Below are 19,476 nucleotides of genomic sequence, written 5' to 3' on the forward strand. Positions count from 1 at the left end.
GCCGTGCTCAGTACTGACGTACGGTCGTTGAAGTTGATGGCTGCGAAGTTGGGTGTCAGCGCCTTGATGGGCGTAGCACCAGCGGCCGTGATAGCGGTCTTGAAGAAGTCGCGGTGAATAACCTCGTGGTAGTACAGGTCATCCAAAATCTGGCGCTCGGCGCTGGTGGCTGATAGCCCTGTATAGTAGGTGCCGGTGCGCAGGGTAGTGTAGAAAGCGGCTTCGAGCTGCTCCAAGGCATACGCGTAGTTGAGGACGCCAACGTCACCAGTGCCTACGTTTACTGCAGTTAGAACGGGCGTAGTTGTAACGATAAAGGGGTCGGCCGTAGAAACGGGGCCGCTGGGCGTACCTACTACGATAAGGCCACTCGAAATCCCGGTGGGCACCACAAACGTAAGGCTGGTATCACTCAGCACAGTATACGATGTGCTGACCCCACCTAGCTGCACGGCAGTAGCCCCCGTGAAGCGGCTGCCCGTAACGGTAACGGTAGTTCCCGCCATGCCACTGGTAGGCGTGAAACTGGTGATAGTGGGCCGGGCAACTGGCTCATTGTCTTTTTTGCAGCTGGCCAGCCACAGGCTGCCAAGGGCTGCGCTAGCGCCGGTATAGCGCAAAAACGAACGCCGGGAGGGCGCATTACCTGCGGGCTGTACCCGAATACCTGGTAGGGAAGAAGTCATAAAAACTGCAAAATGAAAGGGGGGCAACAACTCTTCAAATGTACAGTAGCACAAGTAGCTAAATAGAAGGAGGCCTTAAAATAAATTCCTGCTCACTTAGCCCTGCTTCTCCTGCCGGCCCGTGTACCAGGCGTTGAGGCCCACACCCAGCAGCACCAGCGCAATGCCGGGGTACACGGTGGGCTTGATGGCATCGCCAAACACGAAGTAGCCCAAGGCCGTGGCGTAAATCAGCCCTAGGTAATCGAGGGTAGCTAAGTAGTTGGCCTGGTGTTCGTTGAAGGCACGCGTGACGCACCAAAGCGCCACGTGGGTAAACCCGCCCGCCAGCGCCAGCCAGGCCCAGTCGGTGCCCTGGGGCCACTGCAAATCAAACAGCATCCAGACGGCCGAGATAGCCAGCGGCACCAGGTTGAAGTAAAAAACCGGCACCAACGGCGGCACATCGTCCTTGACCCGGCGCAAAAACACGCTGCTCAGGCCCGACGACACGGCCGCCCCCACGCCCAGCAGCACGCCCGCTGATAGCAGCCCTGCCGTGCCCTTGGCCAGCAGCACGCCCGCCACGGCCAGCGCGTAAAATAGCCATTGCCAGGGTTTTAGCGGTTCGCCCACCAGCCAAATGGCGGCCACCGCCGTTACCACCGGCGCCAGGTAGCTGAGGGCGCTGGCCCCGCCCAGCGGCAACGCCTTGAGGGCCAGAAAGCCCAGCACCAGCGAGCCGGCCCCAAACACGCCACGCCCCAGCAAGTTGCCCCGCTCGGGGGCCGGGCCCCACACCGGCACGCCCGTGCGCCGCAACTGCCACACCGTGAGGCTGAGCGAGATGAGGCAGCGGGCAAAAATGATTTCGGCGGTGGGCAGGTCGTCAAGCTCCTTCACGGCTACGTTGACGATGGCCAGCAGGGCCGTGGAGGCCAGCATGTAGCGGATTCCGGGCGAGATGGGCATAGGGGCAAAAACGGGGTCGGCCCCGGCGCAACGGCACGTTTGGCCCCCGCCGGCCGTTAGCTAGCGCCGGTGGGTTGCCTCTACAACGGGCCGCTCGCCGCTTCGTTCCCGTATTTTACGGCCGCTCCGTTCCTACGCCATGTTCAAGAACCCCGACAAAGCCTCCAAAAGCTACACGCCCGGCGAGGCCCTGCCCAAAATTGCCGCCTACTGCGCCTACCAGGAGCGCACCCACAAAGAGGTGGCCGAAAAGCTCAAAAGCTACGGCCTCGACGAGGACGAAGCCGGCGAAATCATCATCCGGCTCAGCCGCGAAAAGCTGCTCGATGAGGAGCGCTACGCCCAGTCGTACGCCCGCGGCAAGCACCGCACCAACGGCTGGGGTCGTCGCCGCATCAAGCTGGAAATGAAGGCGAAAGGCTTGAGCGAGTACTGCATCAAAAGCGGCCTCAAGGAGCTGGATGGCGACGAATACTACGACAAACTCAAGCAGCTGCTGGGCCAGCGCGACGCCCGCGAAAAGGAAACTCACCCCATGAAGCGCAAGATGAAACTCATCGCTTACCTCATCCAAAAAGGCTACGAGTCGGACCTTATTCAGGAGGCGCTGGGCGAGCTAAGCGAGTAGGTGCCGGCTAAAGAGTTAAAAGGGAGGCGTTAAGAGTTAAAAGTCAATCTGAAAGGCTTTTAACTCTTCCCTTTTAACTTTTCCCTTTTAACTTTTTACTGGCTACAGCTTGCGGGCCGGCCCCGGCGCTACCAACCGCTGGCCCACCACCACGCGCCGCCCGGTGAGGGTATGCAGCATGGGCACCAGTATTTGCTGGGCGTTGCGCTGGGTTTCGGCCAATATGCCACTTTGCAGGGCCGACTTGCGCACCTGGGCTTCGGCGTAGCGGTAGGCCTCATCGACAAGGCTGGCATCCTGAAAAAAGCCGTTTTCGGTGCTGAAAACCCGGCTCTGGCTGTGGTCTACCTGGAAGGCGCACAGTTCGGGGTCGGGCAGGATAACCTGCACCACCGAGTCGCCTTCAAACGTCACGTCTTGGGGCCTGATTTTGCGCAGGTCGAGGCAGCCCACGGCCTCCCCACCCACGATGAGGGCGGCCTTGGCATCGGGTAAAAACGGGTACTTGGCGGTTCGCTTGTACTCCACCACGTCTTTGAAGCGGTAGCGCACCAGCTCCAGCTTACCCAGGGCCTCTACCTGGGTGAGCACCGTGTTGTGGGTCACGGTCACCTGCGGCTCGCGCGGGGCCAGTGGGTTGAAGGCGGCCAGCGAGGGCGCAATTTTCTGCCACAAAAACACGCCCAGCGCTACCAGAATAAACAACGGAATGAGGCGGCGAATAAGGCGGGGCAGCATAGCGAGCGAAGGTGAGCCGGCCCCGGCCAGCAAGTGAGGCGGAGCTTGTCGCTAATACCCCAAACCGCGGCCTGGGGTTGGCCGGCGCGTAGCTTTGGCGGGTGATGCGTGCGCTTGTTTCCCCTTTTCTGACCCTGACGCGGCGCTGGTGGCCCCGCCACCGGTGGCTGCTGGCGGGGCTGTGGCTGCTGGTGCAAGCCGCCTACCTGGTGAAGTTTCACGGCCCGCACTACGCCAACGACAGCGCCCGCTACCTCAACTACGCCACCAACCTGGCCCAGCACGGCTATTACCAGCAGGAGCCCGGCGCGGTGGTGGCCACCATCGCCAACAACGGCGGCGACAACTACCAGTACGTGCACAACCAGCGCTACATCCTCTACCCGTGGTTTGAGAGCGTGTGGCTACGGCTGGGGGCTGGCTGGTGGGGCATTGTGCTGGGGCAGCTGGCCATTGCGGGGCTGGCGGCGGCCGCGCTCTACGCGGCGGTGCGGCGGCTGGCTGGCGGGCGGCCCGGCCCGGCGGCGCTGGCGGCGGGCTTGTTCATTATCTGGCCTGATATTCAGCAGTTTAATTGCTACCTGCTCACCGAGTCGCTGTTTATTAGCTTGTCGGTGCTGTCGTTTTGGGCGCTGGGGCGGGTGCGCGGCGGCGGCTGGGGGGCGGGCGCCCTGCTGGCGGCGCTGTTACTGCTCACGGCGTTGGTGCGGCCCAACGGCTTTGTGGTGGCGGTCGGGGTGGGCCTGGCGGGCCTAGTGCAGCTCTACGCGGGGCGGCGGCGGCTGTTTTGGGTGGCGATGGGCGGTGGTGTGTTGGCGCTGCCGCTGCTGGTGGCGCTGCTCAACTACCAGCTGGTTAGCTTCTTAATCGTCGAAACGTACCAACGTGGCGAGGTGATGTTTGCCACGCCGGTGTGGGCTATTCACCCGAGCGGGCCGCTGGTGCTGCCGCCTGCCGGCCTGGGCCAACTGACGCGGGCACTGTATTTTGCGGCCCACAACCCCTTGTTTATGAGTAAGCTGATGCTGGCCCGGCTACTGGCTTTCTTCAGCAGCGTCAAGCCCTATTACTCGCTGGGCCACCGCCTGATGAGCGTATTAGTGCTGTGGCCGCTCTACTGGCTGGCGGTGCGCGGCGCGCGCCAGGCGGCAGTATGGCGGCCGGCGCGGGCGTTTCTGGCGGGCGTGCCGCTGCTGCAAGCCGGCGTGGTCATGTTCACCGTGGACGACTACGACGTGCGTTTTCTGGCCCCGGTGCTGCCATTTGTATTCGCGCTGGCGGCGCTGGCAATAGGTGGCTGGGTGAAGGAGGGGAAGGCTGTTTAGCAAACGCACCCAGTTGCTCATTCACCCATTGACTGCCACGCTTGCAGGCCGCCGGTGTGCACGGCCACCACGGTGCTACCGGCAGCAAAGTGGCCTTTTTCAATTAAATCGAGCACGCCAAACAGCAGCTTGCCGGTGTAGATAGGGTCCAGCAGCACGCCGTAATCCACTTCAAATTGTCGAATAAACGCCCGCAACTCGGGGGGCAGCTTGGCGTAGCCGCCGAAGTGGTAGCCGGTGTGCAGTTCGTAATTGAGTAGGGGCTGGCCGGTGGCGGCCAGCGTCAGCGCATCAACCTCAGTACGCAGAAAATCACCGCCTTTGAGGGCTACCACGCCGAGGGCGCGGGCGGGGTATTTTTCCTCGGCCAGGCCCAGCACAAGGCCGGCCAGCGTGCCGCCGGTGCCGGCCGCCACGGCTACGGCATCGAAGTCGGTGTGCTGGCGCAGCTCGGCTATTAACTCAGCTACTCCTTTTAGGGCCAGTATGTTGGTGCCGCCTTCGGGAATGAGGTAGGCGGGGTCGAACTGTTGCTGCACGTCGGCTAGGAATGCGGGTTCGGCGCGGCGGCGGTAGGTGGTGCGGTCGAGGTAGTGCAGGGCCATGCCATCGGCGCGGCAGCGGGCCAGGGTGGGGTTGAGGGGCTCGTGGGCCTCGCCCCGTACCAGGCCGGTGGTGGCAAAGCCGTAGAGCCGGCCGGCGGTGGCCACGGCCGCCAGGTGGTTGGAGTACGCGCCGCCGAAGGTGAGCAGGTGCGCGTGGCCTTCGTTCCTAGCTTGCAGTAGATTATACTTCAGCTTGCGGGCCTTGTTGCCGGGCAGGTCAGGGTAACGCAGGTCGTCGCGCCAGAGCAGCAGGCGCACGCCGGCCCGCTGGGCGGCAGGGTGCGGAATGGCTTGAAGAAATGGAGAATCGGCTGTCATTGCGAGCGCAACGAAGTGGAGCGCGGCAATCGCATCAAAACGATACCCGCGCAAATAGTTACGTTTGGGTTAGTCGTTCTGGTGCGATTGCCGCGCTCCACTTCGTTGCGCTCGCAATCACAAATTGCGCTAGATGGTACTAAGCTGCGCGGTCTGCTCCAGCTTCGTCGTTCTTACTACGGAAGCCAAACACGCCGGCTGCCACCACGGCCAGCAGCACGCCGATGCTGGAGAGCAGCGATACCGTGTTGCCGATTTTGTATTCCTTGGGCTCAAACACGAATTTAATCTCGTGCGAGCCGGCCGGCACCTGCATGGCCCGCAGCACCCAGTCGGCCCGGAAATGAGGTGCCGGCTGGCCATCTATCGTAGCCTGCCAGCCATCGGCGTAGTAGATTTCGGAGAACACCACCGTGGCTGGCTGAGCGGCCGAGTAGCGGTAGGTGAGGGCGTCGGGCGCATAGTCGGTGAGCGCAATGGTAGCCGACGAGTCGGCGTAGGTGGCGGGCTTCACGGCCGGAAACTTCTGGCTGTCGAACACCGCTACCTGCTTGGCATTGAGGTTGGTGAGGGCCGCCATTTCGGCGTCGGGGCTGGGCACGGCCTTTAGCTCGCGCACAAACCAGGCGTTGCCGAGGGCGCCGGGGTTGCGTTGCACCTGCTCGGTTTCGCCCTGCTTTTGGGGCGGTACTATCACGTAGCGGGTGTTCAGCATGTTGAGCACGCCGGTGTTGTTCTGCGAAATCTGGCGCTCTACCAGGTCCTGGTAGCGGCGCAGCTTGGCCCCGTGGTAGCCGCCAATGCTGTGGTGGAAGTAGGAGGTGCGGGCTTCGTTGAACGGGTTGCCGAGGTTGAGCACCCGGAAATCGGCGCTGCTGTCTTGCAAAATCTGCTTGTCAGCCGGCGTTTCCTGAAAGCTCTCGGCAATGGTTTCGGTCTGAAAATTCTTCTCGCCGAGGTAGCGCTTGTCCACCGTCCAGAGGTCGAGCAGCACCAGCGCCACTACGAGCGCGGCGGCCGGGGTGGCAGCAATTTTGCCCTTCAGGTAGAAGTAGAGCGCGGCCAGCGTGAGGCCCACGAAGAGCAGCCCGCGCCAGATGTCGTTGTGTAGCAGGTCGGCGCGGTCGGCGCGCAGGGCACTCATCAGCTGCGGCGTGAAGCCGCCCTGCGTGAGGCTGGCATCTTGCGGCGAGGCATAGTCGAAGCTTAGGCTGGCCACCCAGGTCAGCAGCAGGAAGCCCGCCGTGATGGCCCCGGCGTAAAGCAACTGTTTGGTGCGCAAGAGGTTATCGGGCGAGTCAACCACCACGGCCGGGGCGCCGGCTGCCGCCCGCGCCGCCTTGGCCAGGGCGGGGTGCAGGGGCTCGGTAGCCGTGGCTGGAGCGGTGCCAGCGGGCACCAGCACCGCGCGCGGCCGCAGGATGCGCGCCAGCGCCAGCGCCGCCAGCAGCGGCATGGCCAGCTGGGCAATAACCAGGCCCATGCTCACGGCCCGGAAGCTGCGGTAGCCCGGTAAGTAATCAAAAATCAGGTTGTTAATCGATTCAAAGTTTTTGCCCCAGGCTAGCACGAACGATACCAGCGTGCCCGCCAGCAGCCAATAGCGCGTGCGCTTATCCACCACAAACAATCCCAGCACAAACAGGAAGCATACCACCACGCCCACGTACACGGGGCCGGCCACGTAGGCCTGGTCGCCCCAGTAAGTGGGTAGGCTGGCGAGGTACTCCTCGGGCAGGCCGGCGGCGGCAATATGCGAGTCTTTGCCCAGCGGCATGGCGCTGCTGCCGCCGTAGAAGTTGGGCACCAGCAGGGTCATGGTTTCGCCCACGCCGTAGCTGTAGGCGAAGGCGTAGTCGCGGTCCTGCTGCTTGGCGTTGGGGGCGGCCTGGCCGGGGGCAGCCGGCAGGGCCGTCAGCTCCGAAGGCGAGCGGTTGCTGTATTTGCTATACTCATAGGTGGTGTAGAGGCGGCCAAAGCTGACGCCAATGGCCAGTAGCGCGCCCACGCCCAGCAGCAGCACGCGGCCCGCAAAATCGCCCAGGCGGCCGGCCCGGATGGCGGCCACTAGCTCAATAATGCCGTAGATAACTACCAGTAAGCCAAGGTAATAGGTAATTTGTGGGTGGTTGGCCCGCACGTTCATGGTGAGGCCCAGCGTGAAGAGCGCCGCGCCCAGCCACTTGTTTTGCCGGAAGGCCAGCAGCAGCCCGCCCAGCACCAGCGGCGCGTAGGCCAAGGCCCACGACTTGGTGTTGTGCCCGGCCGCCAAAATGGCGAGGTTATAGCTCGAAAAACCCAGCGCCACCGCGCCCGCCACCGCCACCAGCGGCCGCACGCCCAGCGCCACCAGCAGCACGTAGCCGCAGAGCAGCGCCACAAACAGATTGCTCACTACGCCGGGCAAACCCAGCGCCACGGCCTTCTGCACGTACACGAACAGGTCGCCGGGAAAGTGAATGGAAATCAGGTACGTGGGCATCCCCGAAAACATGGAGTTGGTCCACAGCGGCTCGTGGCCGTGCTGGGCGGCCCACTCCTGGGTTTCGCGCGCGCCCCCCTGAAACTGGGTGATGTCGTGCTGGGCCAGCGTTTGGTGGTCGAACACGATGGGCGCGAAGTAGGCCACGGCCAGCACCACGAAGAACAACACGGCCAGCACGTGCGGCCAGGCCCGCTGCCACAGCGGCGCGGGAGGAGAAGAATAGGAAGTGGAAACGGCCATCGGGCGCTTAACTACGAGTAGGCAAATGAAGCCCGAAGGTAGCGCTGGGGCGGGGGATGGCAGATACGGGCGCAAGCTGTGCTAGCCCCTTCTCAGCCTGGAAGACAGGGCTGGGAAATAAAAATAGGTTTTGGCGGAGCTTCCCAGGCTGGCTACTAGCAGGTAATCGCTAACGACCAGGCGGTCGGTTTTGAGCAGGGTGCTCACTGACCCAAAGCCGGAAGTCACAAAGGAATCGGGACCTTCAAAAACGTCGCAAATTCTGAAGCTGAGGTAACAGCTCAGCAGGAGTAGAAACAGGAAAAACAAAAACAGTGGCCAGAAAATATCCGCCGCGTAGGCTGAGAAGTACGTGCATACTAACGCAAATAAGCCAGCGGCCAACAAGTAATAAGGACTGAAAAACCTGACAAATAGAGTTAGGCTGCTGGACAGTCGCTTTGTGCCAGCAGGTAAGGGCTGCTTATTAACCTAAAAGGATTTGGATAAGCAAAAAGCCAGGAAGCCCAAAACTGCGGCGGCAATTACGACCAAGCCGGTTACCGTACCTCGAAAAGCATCGTGCCAGCCCAGTTGGGCAAATAGGTGCCCGACAAAGAGCAGCGAAATACCCAACAGCAGGAAAGCTACTGCAACAACGGTGGCAAGCTGCAGAGATGGCTGTGTCGGAAATTCATTCATGAAGTGGAACTGCAGCAGCTTTTTAGCAGGTAAAGGTAAAGTAGTAAGGAGGATTACTTGCGATGGCTCTAATGACGAGCGCATTCTAGCCACCTGCGTAAACAGCCTCTGGCAGGTGCGCAGTATCGCTAAACAATCTGCCCCCGCCGCGGGTCTTACCGCCTCCTTCCACAAGTCCCATTCTCATGGCTGATACCCAAAAAACCTGGTTTATTACCGGCGCATCTACCGGCCTTGGTGAGGCGCTGGCTACGCTGCTGCTTGCCAAGGGCGAGCGCGTGGCCGCCACCTTCCGCCAGCCGGCGCAGGTGGCCGAATTCACCAACAAGAAGCCGGGCCACAGCCTGGGCGTGCTGGCCGACATGACCAACGCCGAGCAGGTGAAAACGGCCGTGCAGCAGGCCATCGACACCTTCGGCTACCTCGATGTGGTGGTAAACAACGCCGGCTACGGCTCGCTGGGCAGCATCGAAGAAATTACGGAGGAAGAAACCCAGCGCCAGTTCGACGTGAACGTGTTTGGGCCGCTACGCGTGGTGCGGGCGGCGCTGCCGCACATGCGGGCGCGCAAGTCGGGCAACATCCTCAACGTCACCTCGGTAGGCGGGATGTTGGGCCTAGCCCACGCCGGTATTTACAACGGTTCCAAGTTTGCCCTCGAAGGGCTGGGCGAGTCGCTGGCCGCGCAGCTCACGCCACTGGGCATCCACGTCACCAACGTGGAGCCGGGCCCGTTCCGCACCAAGTGGGCCGGCGAATCAGCCACGTATTCGGAAACCAAAATTGATGACTACGCCGCCACCGTGGGCGTGGGCCTGAAAAACTCGCTGGGCCGCGACGGCAACCAGGCCGGCGACCCCGTGAAAGCCGCCGAGGCTATGTACCAGCTCGTGCGCCTGCCCCAGCCCCCGGTGCACCTGCTGCTCGGCGCGTTTGCCTACAAGCTGGTGCGCGACAAGTTTGCGGCCATCAGCAAGGAAATCGACGATTTTGCCTACCTCGGCGAGCCGACCGATTACGAAGCGTAGCAGCGAAGAAAAGGTACTGAACGCGGCCAACGTGTTAGCGCAAGCACTAGCGCTTGCGCTAACACGTTGGCCGCGTATACTTTAGCGCTGTTCTAGCGCCACCTTCGTCATTGCGGGAAGAGGCCGGATGGGTAGTGGCCGCCCATAGAATAGGTAAGGTGGGCGTGGGGGAGGACGTAGGTAGCCCGCGCGTACGAAGACCTACTTGATACGGTAGGCCAGCCTGGCATTTGGCTTAGAGCCATGGCAGGTACTTGCTTGCTCCTTACGTGCCCCGCGCAGTAGCCCCATTGCCCGGCGGGCTTCAGTACGTCTATGACTGATGAAAGCTGGTCGAAAAAATTTCCCATGGCTTGGCAGTCCCTCTTACTTAGTGGTGTACTAAGCCAACTAAAGCTATGTGGATACGCACTACTTGCTTGTCTTTCTTGCTGTGGAACACGGTGTCGCTGTTGCAGGCCCAGGTAGTAGACCTGCGCGGCACGGTAACCACCAGTACTCACCAGCCCGTGGAGTTTGCGACCGTGGTGCTGCTGCGCCCGCAGGACTCTACCAGCGTGCAGGCCACGGTGGCCGATGCCAGCGGGGCCTTTGTGCTGCGCGGGGTGGCGCCGGGCAGCTACCGGCTGCGGGGCTCGTTTATTGGCCTGCTGCCCCATACCCAGCCGCTGGAAGTGCGGGCGGGCCCGCCCCCGGCCCCCGTGCACCTGCAACTGGTGGCCGCGCCGCAGCAGTTGGGCGAGGTGCAGGTAACCGCCAACCGCCCCCGCATTACCCAGCTGCCCGACCGCCTGGTGATGGACGTGGCCAGCACGCCCCTGGCCGCCGGCTACACCACGCTGGAAGTGCTGCAAAAAGCCCCCGGCGTGTACGTAGACCCGCGCTCCGAAAGCATTTCGCTCAATGGCAAGGGCACGGTGGTGGTGGTAGATGGCAAGCGTACCTACATGTCGGGCAGCGACTTAGCCGTGTTTCTGAAAGGCTTGCCCAGCCAGGACTTGCAGAAGATAGAGCTGATTACGAGCCCAGGGGCTAAGTACGACGCCGAAGGGCCGGGGGGCATTGTCAACATCGTGACCAAAAGGAGCCTGCAAAACGGCACCAAGGGCAGCCTCACCCTGGGCGGCGGCGGCACCACCAACAGCCGCCAAACGGCCGGCTTCTCGCTCAACCACAAGCAAGGGGCCGTGTCGCTCTACGGGGGCTACACCTTCTCGGGCCGCCAAACCGTGACCTCCGACCAAGCGCAGATTGACTACCTCAGCGGCACCGACGGCCCCGTGCTGGCCACCCACTTGCTCACGTCGGTGAAGCCCACGCGCCAGTATGCGCACAATGCCAAGGCGGGGCTTGACTGGCAGCTTAGCCCCAAAACCAGCCTCAACCTCTACCTGCGGGCCCTGCGCACCGACCGCACCAGCACCACCGATGCGGCCACGCAGCTGCTGCACTACCCCACTGCGCCCGACTCTACCCTGACCAGCTTTACCAACACCCGCTACCACTCCACGCAGTACGCCAGCAACCTGGGCCTGCGGCAGGTGCTCGATTCTACGAGTACGCTCACGGCTGACCTGGACTACTCCAACTACCGGTCGGCGGGCGACAACCGCATTGTCAATGACTTCGTCACTGCGCAGGGCGTGGTACCGGGGCTTAACTTGCAGCTGCACAATTATTTGCCAACTAATATTGCTATTGTAGCTGGCCAGGTCGACTACGAGCGGCGGCTGCGGGGCGGCACCCTGCAAGCCGGTACCAAGTACAGCTACGTGAGCTCGGCCAACGATGCCCGCTACGAACTGCTGCACTACGGCGAATGGCAAAACGACGTGAATCGTACCAATTTCTTTACCTATCAGGAAAATATCACGGCCGCCTACGCCACCTACGCCGGCAAGCGCCGCCAGCTGGAGTACCGCGTGGGGTTGCGGCTGGAGCACACCGCCTCCCTGGGGCAGCTGATAACCACCGGGGTGCAAACCCGGCGCAACTACACCAGCCTTTTTCCCTCGCTGCTGCTGAGCCAGGCCGTGAGCAAGGACGACTACCTCAGCCTGGCCTACAACCGCCGTATTCAACGGCCTAGCTACCAGGATTTAAACCCGTTTATCTATTTTCAGGATGTGTATACGTATACGCAGGGTAACCCCTTTTTGCAGCCCGCCTACAGCCACTCGGTTGACCTGACTTACACCGTCAACAGCGCCTATGTGCTGGCCGCCGGCTTTTCTCAGACCAACGACGTGATTTCCTGGGTTACCCAGCGCGAAAACCCTGGCTCGCTGGTAACCCAAACCCAGGCCCGCAACCTGGACAGCCAGCGCCAGTGGTCGCTCACGGCCACGGCCCCCTTCTCGCCCTGGAAGTGGTGGACTATCACCAACGCGCTGAATGCCAACTACACTACGTACTTTTTGCACTCGGTGGCCAGTGCGCCGCGCACGGTGCAGGGCTGGTCGGGGGTGTACGGCATATCCAACGACCTTAGCCTCCCGCACGACTGGCACCTGAGCCTGTCGGGTTATTTCCAAAGCGCCATGCCCAACGGCGTGACCCGGCAGCAGGGGCAATACTCGCTGAACCTGGGGGCGCAGAAGAAATTTCTGGACAACCGGCTGGCCATGCGCGCAGTGTACAACGATGTACTGCGCACGGCGCGCGCCGTCTCCATCCTGCAGCTCGACAACCTGCGCAGCCGCGACACCTACCGCTGGGACTCCAGCTTCTTCTCGGTCACGCTCACTTATCAGCTTGGCAACCAGAAGGTAAAGGCTACCAATAAAAACCGTAACGTGACCGGCGATGAAGAAGGACGCATCAAGTAGCCCGCCGCTGGCCGGGGCCCCCGCCCGCCCCGCGCCCCGCGCCAAGCTGGCCGAGATTGTGGCGCATCTGCAGCAGCCGCAGCCGCTGTCCGACCGCCCCGGCTTTTCGGGTGGGCAGCTGGGGCCGTTTCTGTTCTTGTATGCCCACGCGGCCCACACCGAAAATGTAGAGTCGGCCGAGGCTGCCCAGCGGCTGCTGCACATGGCGGTGGGGCACTTTCTTACCCTGGCCCCGTGCGTTACCTACTACCGCGAGCTGGCCGAGTTTGGCTCCGTGCTGCTGTACCTGCGCGAGCAGGACTACCTCGACGAAAGCTTTGACCCGCTGCTGGCGCAAGTAGACCTGCGGGTGGGCCACGGCCTGGCGGTGCTAACCCAGCAGCAGCAGTTCGACCCGTTTATAGGGTATCTGCCGCTGGCCCAGTACTTTCTGGCGCGCCGGCACTCGGCCCCGGCCAGCCTGGCGCCGCTGCGGCTGGTAGTGGATACCCTGCTGCGCGACTACCAGCCGCAGCCCAATGGCGAGGCGGGCTACTGGTACTCGGGCATTTTTGGCAAGCGCCAGGTGTACCTGGGCTGGAGCCACGGCCTGGCCGGCATCCTGCTGTTTATCACGCAGTTGCTGGCTACTGAGGTGGGCTACCGCCGGGCCGAGCTGCGGCAAGCCCTAGCCGGGGCCGCGCGCTACCTCACCCTGCCGCACGCCTGCACCGGCCACAACCAGTACCCCGACATTGTGGGCCAGCCCGGCCCGTCGAATACCCTCAACCTCTGCTACGGCGACCTGGGTATTGGCTACGCGCTGCTGCAAGCGGCCCACGCCCTGGCCGACGCTGGGCTGCGGCAGCACGCCCTGCGCACCCTCACGCAGGCCGCCGCCCGCCGCGACCCCGCCCACTGCAACGTCTTCGATGCGTCGCTGATTTACGGGGCTAGTGGCAACGCCTTGTTTTTCAAGTATTTGCAGGAAGCGGAGCCTGGCCAGCTGGTATTCGGTGAGGCGGCGGCCTACTGGTACGACCAGGCCCAGGAACTGAGCCAGCACCCCGGGCAAGTAGCGGGCTACCAGGGCCACTACAATCAGCATGTGCCCAGCGCCCACTACTCCCTGTTTGAGGGGCTGGCGGGGCTGGGCCTGGTGCTACTCGAATTTGAACTGGACACCATTAATCCACTGCCGCTACTCGGCTACCCTTCCTACGTATGATTGCTGCCCCTGCTGTCCCCACCTCGGCCTTGTCCGACGCTATTCTCAGCGGCTTGCGCCTGCTCGGCACCCTGCCCGCCAACGCGGACGACGTCACCTTTTACAGTGGGCAGGTGGGCCACGTGCTCGCCTACGCCTACGCCTACAAACTCACCGGCGACGACGACCACTGGAAGCGCATGATGGGCGCGCTGGATAACGTGCTCGGCAAGCTGCAAGACCCCCGTACCGCCTCGCTGCTAACCCAGCCCGGCTTGCTGCCCAAGCTTGGCTACGTGCTGCAGTTGCTGCAACGCGATGATATTGTGGAGATTGACCTGGGCGAGGAAACGTTGGCTCAGTTCGATGACCTCATCTTCAAGCATGCCCTGACGTACCTGCGGGCGCGCAACACCGACTTTCTGTATGGGGCGGCCGGGGCCATGCACTACCTGGGTACCCGGGCCGCCGCCCGGCCCCAGGTGGCCGGTTACCTGCACCAATTACTCGATGCGCTGCTGCAAACCAAAATCGAAGACGAGCGCGGCGTTCGCTTCTACAACGCCCACATCAACCGCGCCAACGGCAGCGACGAGCTCAACATCGGGCTGGCCCACGGGCACTGCGGCCTACTATTGGTGCTGCTGCAGCTGCACGAAACCGGGCTGCTCCAACCCGAGCTCACCACCCTGGTCGACCGCATGCTTACCTATCTGCTGGGCCTCGAAATAACCCCCGAGCCCGCTAAAGGCCGCCTGTCACACTTCCCGCTGCGGCACCACGACGACCTGCCCCTGCACGATGCGCGCAACCGCCAGTGCTACGGCACCCGCATGGGCTGGTGCTACGGCGACCTCAACGTGGTGCAGGTGCTCTACCGGGCCCACCAAGTGCTGGGCCGGCCCGAGCTGCTGGCCATTGCCCACCGCGTGGGCGAGTATAGCTGCACGCGCCGCACCGAAGCCGAGTCGGGCGTCGATAGTCCGCACCTCTGCCACGGCTCCAGTAGCCTGGCGCTGTGCTACCGGCGCCTGCACCAGTTGCAGCCCCTGCCGTGCTACCGCGAGGCCCAGGCCTACTGGGTGCAGCGCACCCTGGCGCAGCTGCCGGCCACCTATGCTCAGGTTGATACCGCTTTCCAAAGCTCGGGCTTGCTTATGGGGCTGCCCGGGCTGCTGCTGGTCCTCCTCACCGAGGAGCTGGATGCGCCGCTGGCCTGGCCCGAGCTATTTCTGCTGTAGGCCGCTGCCCCAAGCCGAAGCTCCCGGCTCTGTTAAAACACCCAGCTAATTCGACCAAGTAGCGCCGCCGGCCAGCACGTCTGCCCCCGGCGCTACTTGGTCGAATTGCTAAGCGTCAATTGGTCGAAAATCCAAAATTACCAACCCGCAAATGCCGTGTTTTACGTCACCTCAAGGCCCTTGCAAAACCTCTTGCCCATGGATAACTGTCTGTCAGCCTTTGTCGAACACCTGGTGACGCTGGATAAGCACGTCGCCCCCAAGGGTACCAGCATCAGCTCCGAAGGCTTATTCGGGGCGTTGGTAAAAAACGAGTTGCGCGCGCGGGTAGCAGCCGAAAGCATCGACCAGGCCGCCGACCTGGTCAACAGCTACTACCAGGCCGTGGAGCTGTGCCGTTCCCACCAGCTGCCCGCCGCCGAAACCCAGCTGCTGCACTGCGACGAGCGCCTGCGCAGCCTGCCCGCCGAGGCGTCGGCCTTCGTGCTGCTGTCGCGAGCCGGAGCCTGGAGCAACTACTACTACAAAGTGCAGCGCGGCGAGCAGGCCATTGAGGTGTTGCGGGAAGGCTTCCGCATCAGCGCGGACCTGGAGCGGCGGGGCTATGCCGTTTTTCTGTACTGGCGCATTGGGCAGCTTTTTAATGTGACCACTGTGCTATACAAGCAGCAAGCCCTGGAGCGGGCGCACCATTTATTGCGCAACTCGTTGGTTTTCACGTATTCGGGCCGGGCCACCGACCTGCTCATCGACGACTGGCCGGGCCCGGCCGTGGGCGAGGTGCGCGTGCTGCAAGAAAGCTGCCTCGACCAGCTTTTTGGCCAGCTGGCCCGGCAGAACACGCTGCTCATGGCCCACGAGCAGTATGGCAATGCCTACTACTACCAGTTCTTTTTCAAGCAGTTGCTGCACGAAATGGAGGCCGAAACCTACAACCGCGTGGTGCTCTACAACTGGATGCACGCCAAGGCCTCCTACCAGGAAGAAGGCCTGCGGGCGTTTCTCGACAACACGCTGGATTTTCTCACCGACCCCGCCATCACCCGCGATTACGACATCTACAAGGTCAACCTGCTGGCCCAGGTGAGCTGGAGCATTCGGCAGCAGCGCCCGCACGATGCCCAGCTCACCGCCCAAGTCAAGCAGTTCTCCGACGCCAACTACTCCGACTGGCTGGGCAACCGCATCCGCCTCACGCCGTGAGGCGGCCCCGCCGCTACTACCTACTCTCCTTTCCAACCCGTTCCTTTTCCACTCTCTTGCTCCATGAAAAAGCTAGCTATCGGCCTGCTGGACTTCGGCGTGCGCCGGGCTTCCATGAATAGCCTGTTGCGCGTCAACGACTTGCTCGACTACGCGGGGCGGGCCGACCAGTTGGGTTTTTCGCGCTTCTGGCTCAGCGAGCACCACATTGCGGCCCCGCGGCAAGCCTGGACCAACCCCACCATTCTGCTACCGCTGCTGGCCGGCATGACCAGCCGCATCAAGGTGGGGGTGGCGGGGGTGCTGCTGGGCATTCACCAGCCCTACCACGTGGCGGGCCAGTACAAGCTGCTGCACAACCTGTTTCCGGGCCGCATCGACCTGGGCCTGGCCAACAGCGGCGTCATGCCCGCCGTGGCCGAGCTAGCCACCGGCGTAGCCCAGCTCAATATGCCCCAGGCCTTTGAGCAAAACTTGGCGAAGCTGTTCCACTGCTTTCAGCAGGAGGACGAGCTGCTGCAAGCCGGCACCGTGCTGCCCCCCTACAAGGGCAGCCTGCCCGCCACCTGGGCCCTCACCACCAACATGGGCAAGAGCTTGCAGCGAGCCCTGGATTACCAGCTGCACCTTTCGCGCTCCATCTTCCACAAGGGGGCTGACCGGGGCTTTCACAAGGAGGCGCTGCTGGCGTTTAAGGAAGCGTATTATGCTCGCCACCAGCGGTATCCGCATACCAACCTGGTTATTTCGGGGGTGGTGCACCACACCACGGCCAAGGCCCGCGCCGCCGTGAACCTGCGCGAAGAAGGCTACGACTTCAACATTGTGGGCACGCCCGCCCAGTTTCACGAAACGGCCCTGCAATACCAGGCCGACTACGGCTACGACGAAATCATCATTCACAACGTGGCCCTGCGGCCCAAAGACCGCGCCCTGGCCCTGGAGCTGTGGAGCGAGGCGTTTGGCCTGCAAAACCGTACCCTGCTGCCTATTGCCAAGCCGGTAGCCTAGCCGGTAGCTAGCGCATTGGCTACTAATGTATTGCTGATAAGGTATTGATTGAAAATATTTTACGCTCTTTTTATGGCCGCTTTCCCTCACTACCGGCAGCTGGAGTCCATGGACTGCGGGCCGACGTGCCTGCGCATGATTGCGCGGTTCTACGGCAAAAACTTCAGCCTGGAAACCTTGCGCCAAAAAACCCGCCGCAGCCGCAGCGGCGTGTCGCTGCTGGGCATTAGCAAGGCCGCCGAGCAAATTGGCTTTCGCACCGTGGGGGCCAAGGTCAGCTTCGACTCGTTGCAGCGCACCACCAACCTGCCCTGCATTGCCCACTGGAACCAGGACCACTTCGTAGTTATCTACAAGGTGAAGCGCGGGCGGGTGTACGTGGCCGACCCCAGCCGCACGCTGCTCTCGTACCAAAAAAAGGAGTTTCTGGAGAAGTGGCGCATCGGCGAAAACACGACCGAGGAGGGCATTGTGCTGTTTATCGAGCCCACGCCTTCCTTCTACTCAGTAGAGGAGGAAATCGATTCCTCTATTGGGCTGGCCAAGGTGCTGGCTTACCTGCGCAGCCACCGCCGCTTGTTTGCGCAGCTGGTGCTGGGCATGCTGGTGGGGGCCCTTATTCAGGGCCTGTTGCCGTTTTTCACCCGGGCCATTGTTGATATTGGCATCAGCACGCGCGATGTGCATTTCATTTATGCGGTGCTGGCGGGGCAGCTGCTGCTGTCGGTGGGCCAAACGGCCGTAGAGTTTATCAGGGGGTGGATTTTGCTCCACATCAGCACCCGCATCAGTATCGCGATTTTGTCCGATTTCCTGATGAAACTGCTGCGCCTGCCACTGTCGTTTTTTGATGCCAGCATTAGCGGCGACATCATGCAGCGCATCAACGACCAGCGGCGCATCGAACTGTTTCTCACGAGCACCTTGTTCAACACGCTGTTTTCGCTGGTGAGCCTGGCGGTGTTTGGTAGCGTGCTGTTTAGCTTCAACCGCACCATTTTCACTATCTTCCTCACGGGCAGCTTGTTATATATGGGCTGGGTGGTGTTCTTTCTGCGGTTTCGCAAGCAGCTGGACTACAAGCGCTTCGATGTGAGCAGCAGCTCGCACAACAACATGATGCAGCTCATCAACGGCGTGCACGAGATTAAGCTCAACGATTGTGGCAGCTACAAGCTCTGGGAGTGGGAGCGCATTCAGGCCAAGCTGTTTCACTACAATACCGAGTCGCTCTCGCTGAGCCAGTACCAGCAGGTGGGGGCTTTTTTTATTAACCAGACCAAGAATATTCTCATCATCTTCTACGCCGCGCAGGCGGTGCTGCAAGGCACGCTCTCGCTGGGCGAAATGCTGGCTATTCAGTTCATTGTGGGGCAGCTCAACTTGCCCGTCGAGCAGCTTATCCAGTTCACCCAGAGTGCGCAGGATGCCAAAATCAGCGTGGACCGCCTCAACGACGTGCACCGCGTGACGGACGAGGAGCCCGAGGATAAAATGCTGCTCACCACGTTGCCCGACGATAAGTCCATCTCCCTGCGCGACGTGGGCTTCACGTATCCGGGGGCCGGCAACAAGGCCGTGCTGCAAGGCCTGACCCTGGACATTCCGCAGGGCAAGGTAACGGCCATTGTGGGCGACAGCGGCAGCGGCAAAACCACGGTGCTGAAGCTGCTGCTCAAGATTCAGCAGCCCGAAACCGGGCGCATTGCCATCGAGGACACCGACTACAACAGCCTCTCGCACGCGGCCCTGCGCAAAGATTGCGGCGTAGTGATGCAGGATGGCTTCATCTTTTCTGATACCATTGCCAACAACATTATGGTGAGCAGTGAGGACAAAAACCCGCGCCGGCTGCTGCACGCCATTCGCATGGCTAACATCGAGGACTTTGTCAAAACGTCGGCCCTGGGTCTCAATACCAAAATCGGGGCCGAGGGCAACGGCCTCAGCCAGGGCCAGAAGCAGCGCATCCTCATTGCCCGCGCTATCTACAAAAATCCGAGCTATATCTTTCTGGATGAGGCCACTAACGCCCTCGATGCCAACAACGAGAAGGTGATAATGGAAAACCTCAACCAGTTTTTCAAGGGCCGCACCGTGGTGGTGGTGGCCCACCGCCTGAGCACGGTTAAGCACGCCGACCAGATTATTGTGCTGCAAAAAGGCACCGTTACCGAGCGCGGCACCCATGAGGAGCTGGTGCAGCGCCAGGGCCCCTACTACCACTTAGTACGCAACCAATTGGAGCTCGGCAACTAACTTGCGCCTGTCAGTAAGTAAGTATTCGAGCTTTGTTATAACTTGTAGCACCCAATACCATTC

Annotated in this window: 15 protein-coding genes; 9 read left to right on the plus strand and 6 right to left on the minus strand. The window is 62.0% G+C overall.

The genetic code is table 11. The features are described 5' to 3' along the window. On the minus strand, positions 1-686 hold a 686-nt coding region (locus ACYVGC_RS12010), incomplete at its 3' end, for a ferritin-like domain-containing protein (RefSeq protein WP_460584070.1). A gap of 96 nt (positions 687-782) precedes the next feature. After that, complete coding sequence (locus ACYVGC_RS12015) at positions 783-1,637, minus strand: DMT family transporter (RefSeq protein ID WP_460584071.1); 855 nt, start codon at positions 1,635-1,637, stop codon at positions 783-785. Positions 1,638-1,776: 139 nt separating this feature from the next. Between ACYVGC_RS12015 and ACYVGC_RS12020 the strand changes: the two genes are divergently transcribed. Next, a complete protein-coding gene (locus ACYVGC_RS12020; protein WP_460584072.1) occupies positions 1,777-2,265 on the plus strand; it encodes a regulatory protein RecX in 489 nt (162 codons plus the stop codon). A gap of 102 nt (positions 2,266-2,367) precedes the next feature. Here the strand turns inward: ACYVGC_RS12020 and ACYVGC_RS12025 are convergent, their stop codons facing one another. Continuing rightward, a complete protein-coding gene (locus ACYVGC_RS12025) occupies positions 2,368-3,003 on the minus strand; it encodes a DUF4230 domain-containing protein (RefSeq protein WP_460584073.1) in 636 nt (211 codons plus the stop codon). 104 nt (positions 3,004-3,107) lie between these two features. Between ACYVGC_RS12025 and ACYVGC_RS12030 the strand changes: the two genes are divergently transcribed. Continuing rightward, positions 3,108-4,328 carry a hypothetical protein gene (locus tag ACYVGC_RS12030; RefSeq protein WP_460584074.1) on the plus strand — a complete coding sequence of 407 codons (1,221 nt, stop codon included), beginning with the start codon at positions 3,108-3,110 and terminating at the stop codon, positions 4,326-4,328. Positions 4,329-4,345: 17 nt separating this feature from the next. Here the strand turns inward: ACYVGC_RS12030 and ACYVGC_RS12035 are convergent, their stop codons facing one another. The 3 genes from ACYVGC_RS12035 to ACYVGC_RS12045 form a co-directional block, all read right to left on the minus strand. Beyond that, on the minus strand, positions 4,346-5,251 hold the full coding sequence (locus ACYVGC_RS12035; protein ID WP_460584075.1) for a 1-aminocyclopropane-1-carboxylate deaminase/D-cysteine desulfhydrase: 906 nt from the start codon (positions 5,249-5,251) through the stop codon (positions 4,346-4,348). A 139-nt stretch (positions 5,252-5,390) separates the two neighbouring features. Further along, entirely contained in the window at positions 5,391-7,976 is a 2,586-nt protein-coding gene (locus tag ACYVGC_RS12040; protein ID WP_460584076.1) for a YfhO family protein, read from the minus strand. 471 nt (positions 7,977-8,447) lie between these two features. After that, on the minus strand, positions 8,448-8,741 hold the full coding sequence (locus tag ACYVGC_RS12045; protein ID WP_460584077.1) for a hypothetical protein: 294 nt from the start codon (positions 8,739-8,741) through the stop codon (positions 8,448-8,450). A 101-nt stretch (positions 8,742-8,842) separates the two neighbouring features. Here ACYVGC_RS12045 and ACYVGC_RS12050 point away from each other — a divergent pair, with 101 nt between their 5' ends. The 7 genes from ACYVGC_RS12050 to ACYVGC_RS12080 all read left to right on the plus strand — a co-directional run bounded on the left by ACYVGC_RS12050 (position 8,843) and on the right by ACYVGC_RS12080 (position 19,413). Next, complete coding sequence (locus ACYVGC_RS12050; RefSeq protein ID WP_460584078.1) at positions 8,843-9,685, plus strand: Rossmann-fold NAD(P)-binding domain-containing protein; 843 nt, start codon at positions 8,843-8,845, stop codon at positions 9,683-9,685. Between the two features lie 419 nt (positions 9,686-10,104). Continuing rightward, positions 10,105-12,513, plus strand: a complete 2,409-nt coding sequence (locus tag ACYVGC_RS12055) for an outer membrane beta-barrel protein (RefSeq protein ID WP_460584079.1) — start codon at positions 10,105-10,107, stop codon at positions 12,511-12,513. Further along, positions 12,491-13,720, plus strand: coding sequence for a glycoside hydrolase family protein (locus tag ACYVGC_RS12060; RefSeq protein WP_460584080.1), 1,230 nt, complete (start codon positions 12,491-12,493; stop codon positions 13,718-13,720). The genes ACYVGC_RS12055 and ACYVGC_RS12060 overlap by 23 nt, the downstream gene beginning before the upstream one ends. Beyond that, positions 13,717-14,940, plus strand: a complete 1,224-nt coding sequence (locus tag ACYVGC_RS12065) for a glycoside hydrolase family protein (protein ID WP_460584081.1) — start codon at positions 13,717-13,719, stop codon at positions 14,938-14,940. Before ACYVGC_RS12060 ends, ACYVGC_RS12065 begins: the two co-directional genes overlap by 4 nt. Positions 14,941-15,138: 198 nt before the next feature. Next, positions 15,139-16,143 carry a hypothetical protein gene (locus ACYVGC_RS12070; protein WP_460584082.1) on the plus strand — a complete coding sequence of 335 codons (1,005 nt, stop codon included), beginning with the start codon at positions 15,139-15,141 and terminating at the stop codon, positions 16,141-16,143. A 63-nt stretch (positions 16,144-16,206) separates the two neighbouring features. After that, positions 16,207-17,154: an LLM class oxidoreductase gene (locus tag ACYVGC_RS12075; RefSeq protein ID WP_460584083.1), complete on the plus strand. Its 948-nt coding sequence runs from the start codon at positions 16,207-16,209 to the stop codon at positions 17,152-17,154. A 72-nt stretch (positions 17,155-17,226) separates the two neighbouring features. After that, complete coding sequence (locus ACYVGC_RS12080) at positions 17,227-19,413, plus strand: peptidase domain-containing ABC transporter (protein WP_460584084.1); 2,187 nt, start codon at positions 17,227-17,229, stop codon at positions 19,411-19,413. The last annotated feature ends 63 nt before the right edge of the window (positions 19,414-19,476 follow it).

The sequence above is a fragment of the Hymenobacter arcticus genome (assembly GCF_054779975.1).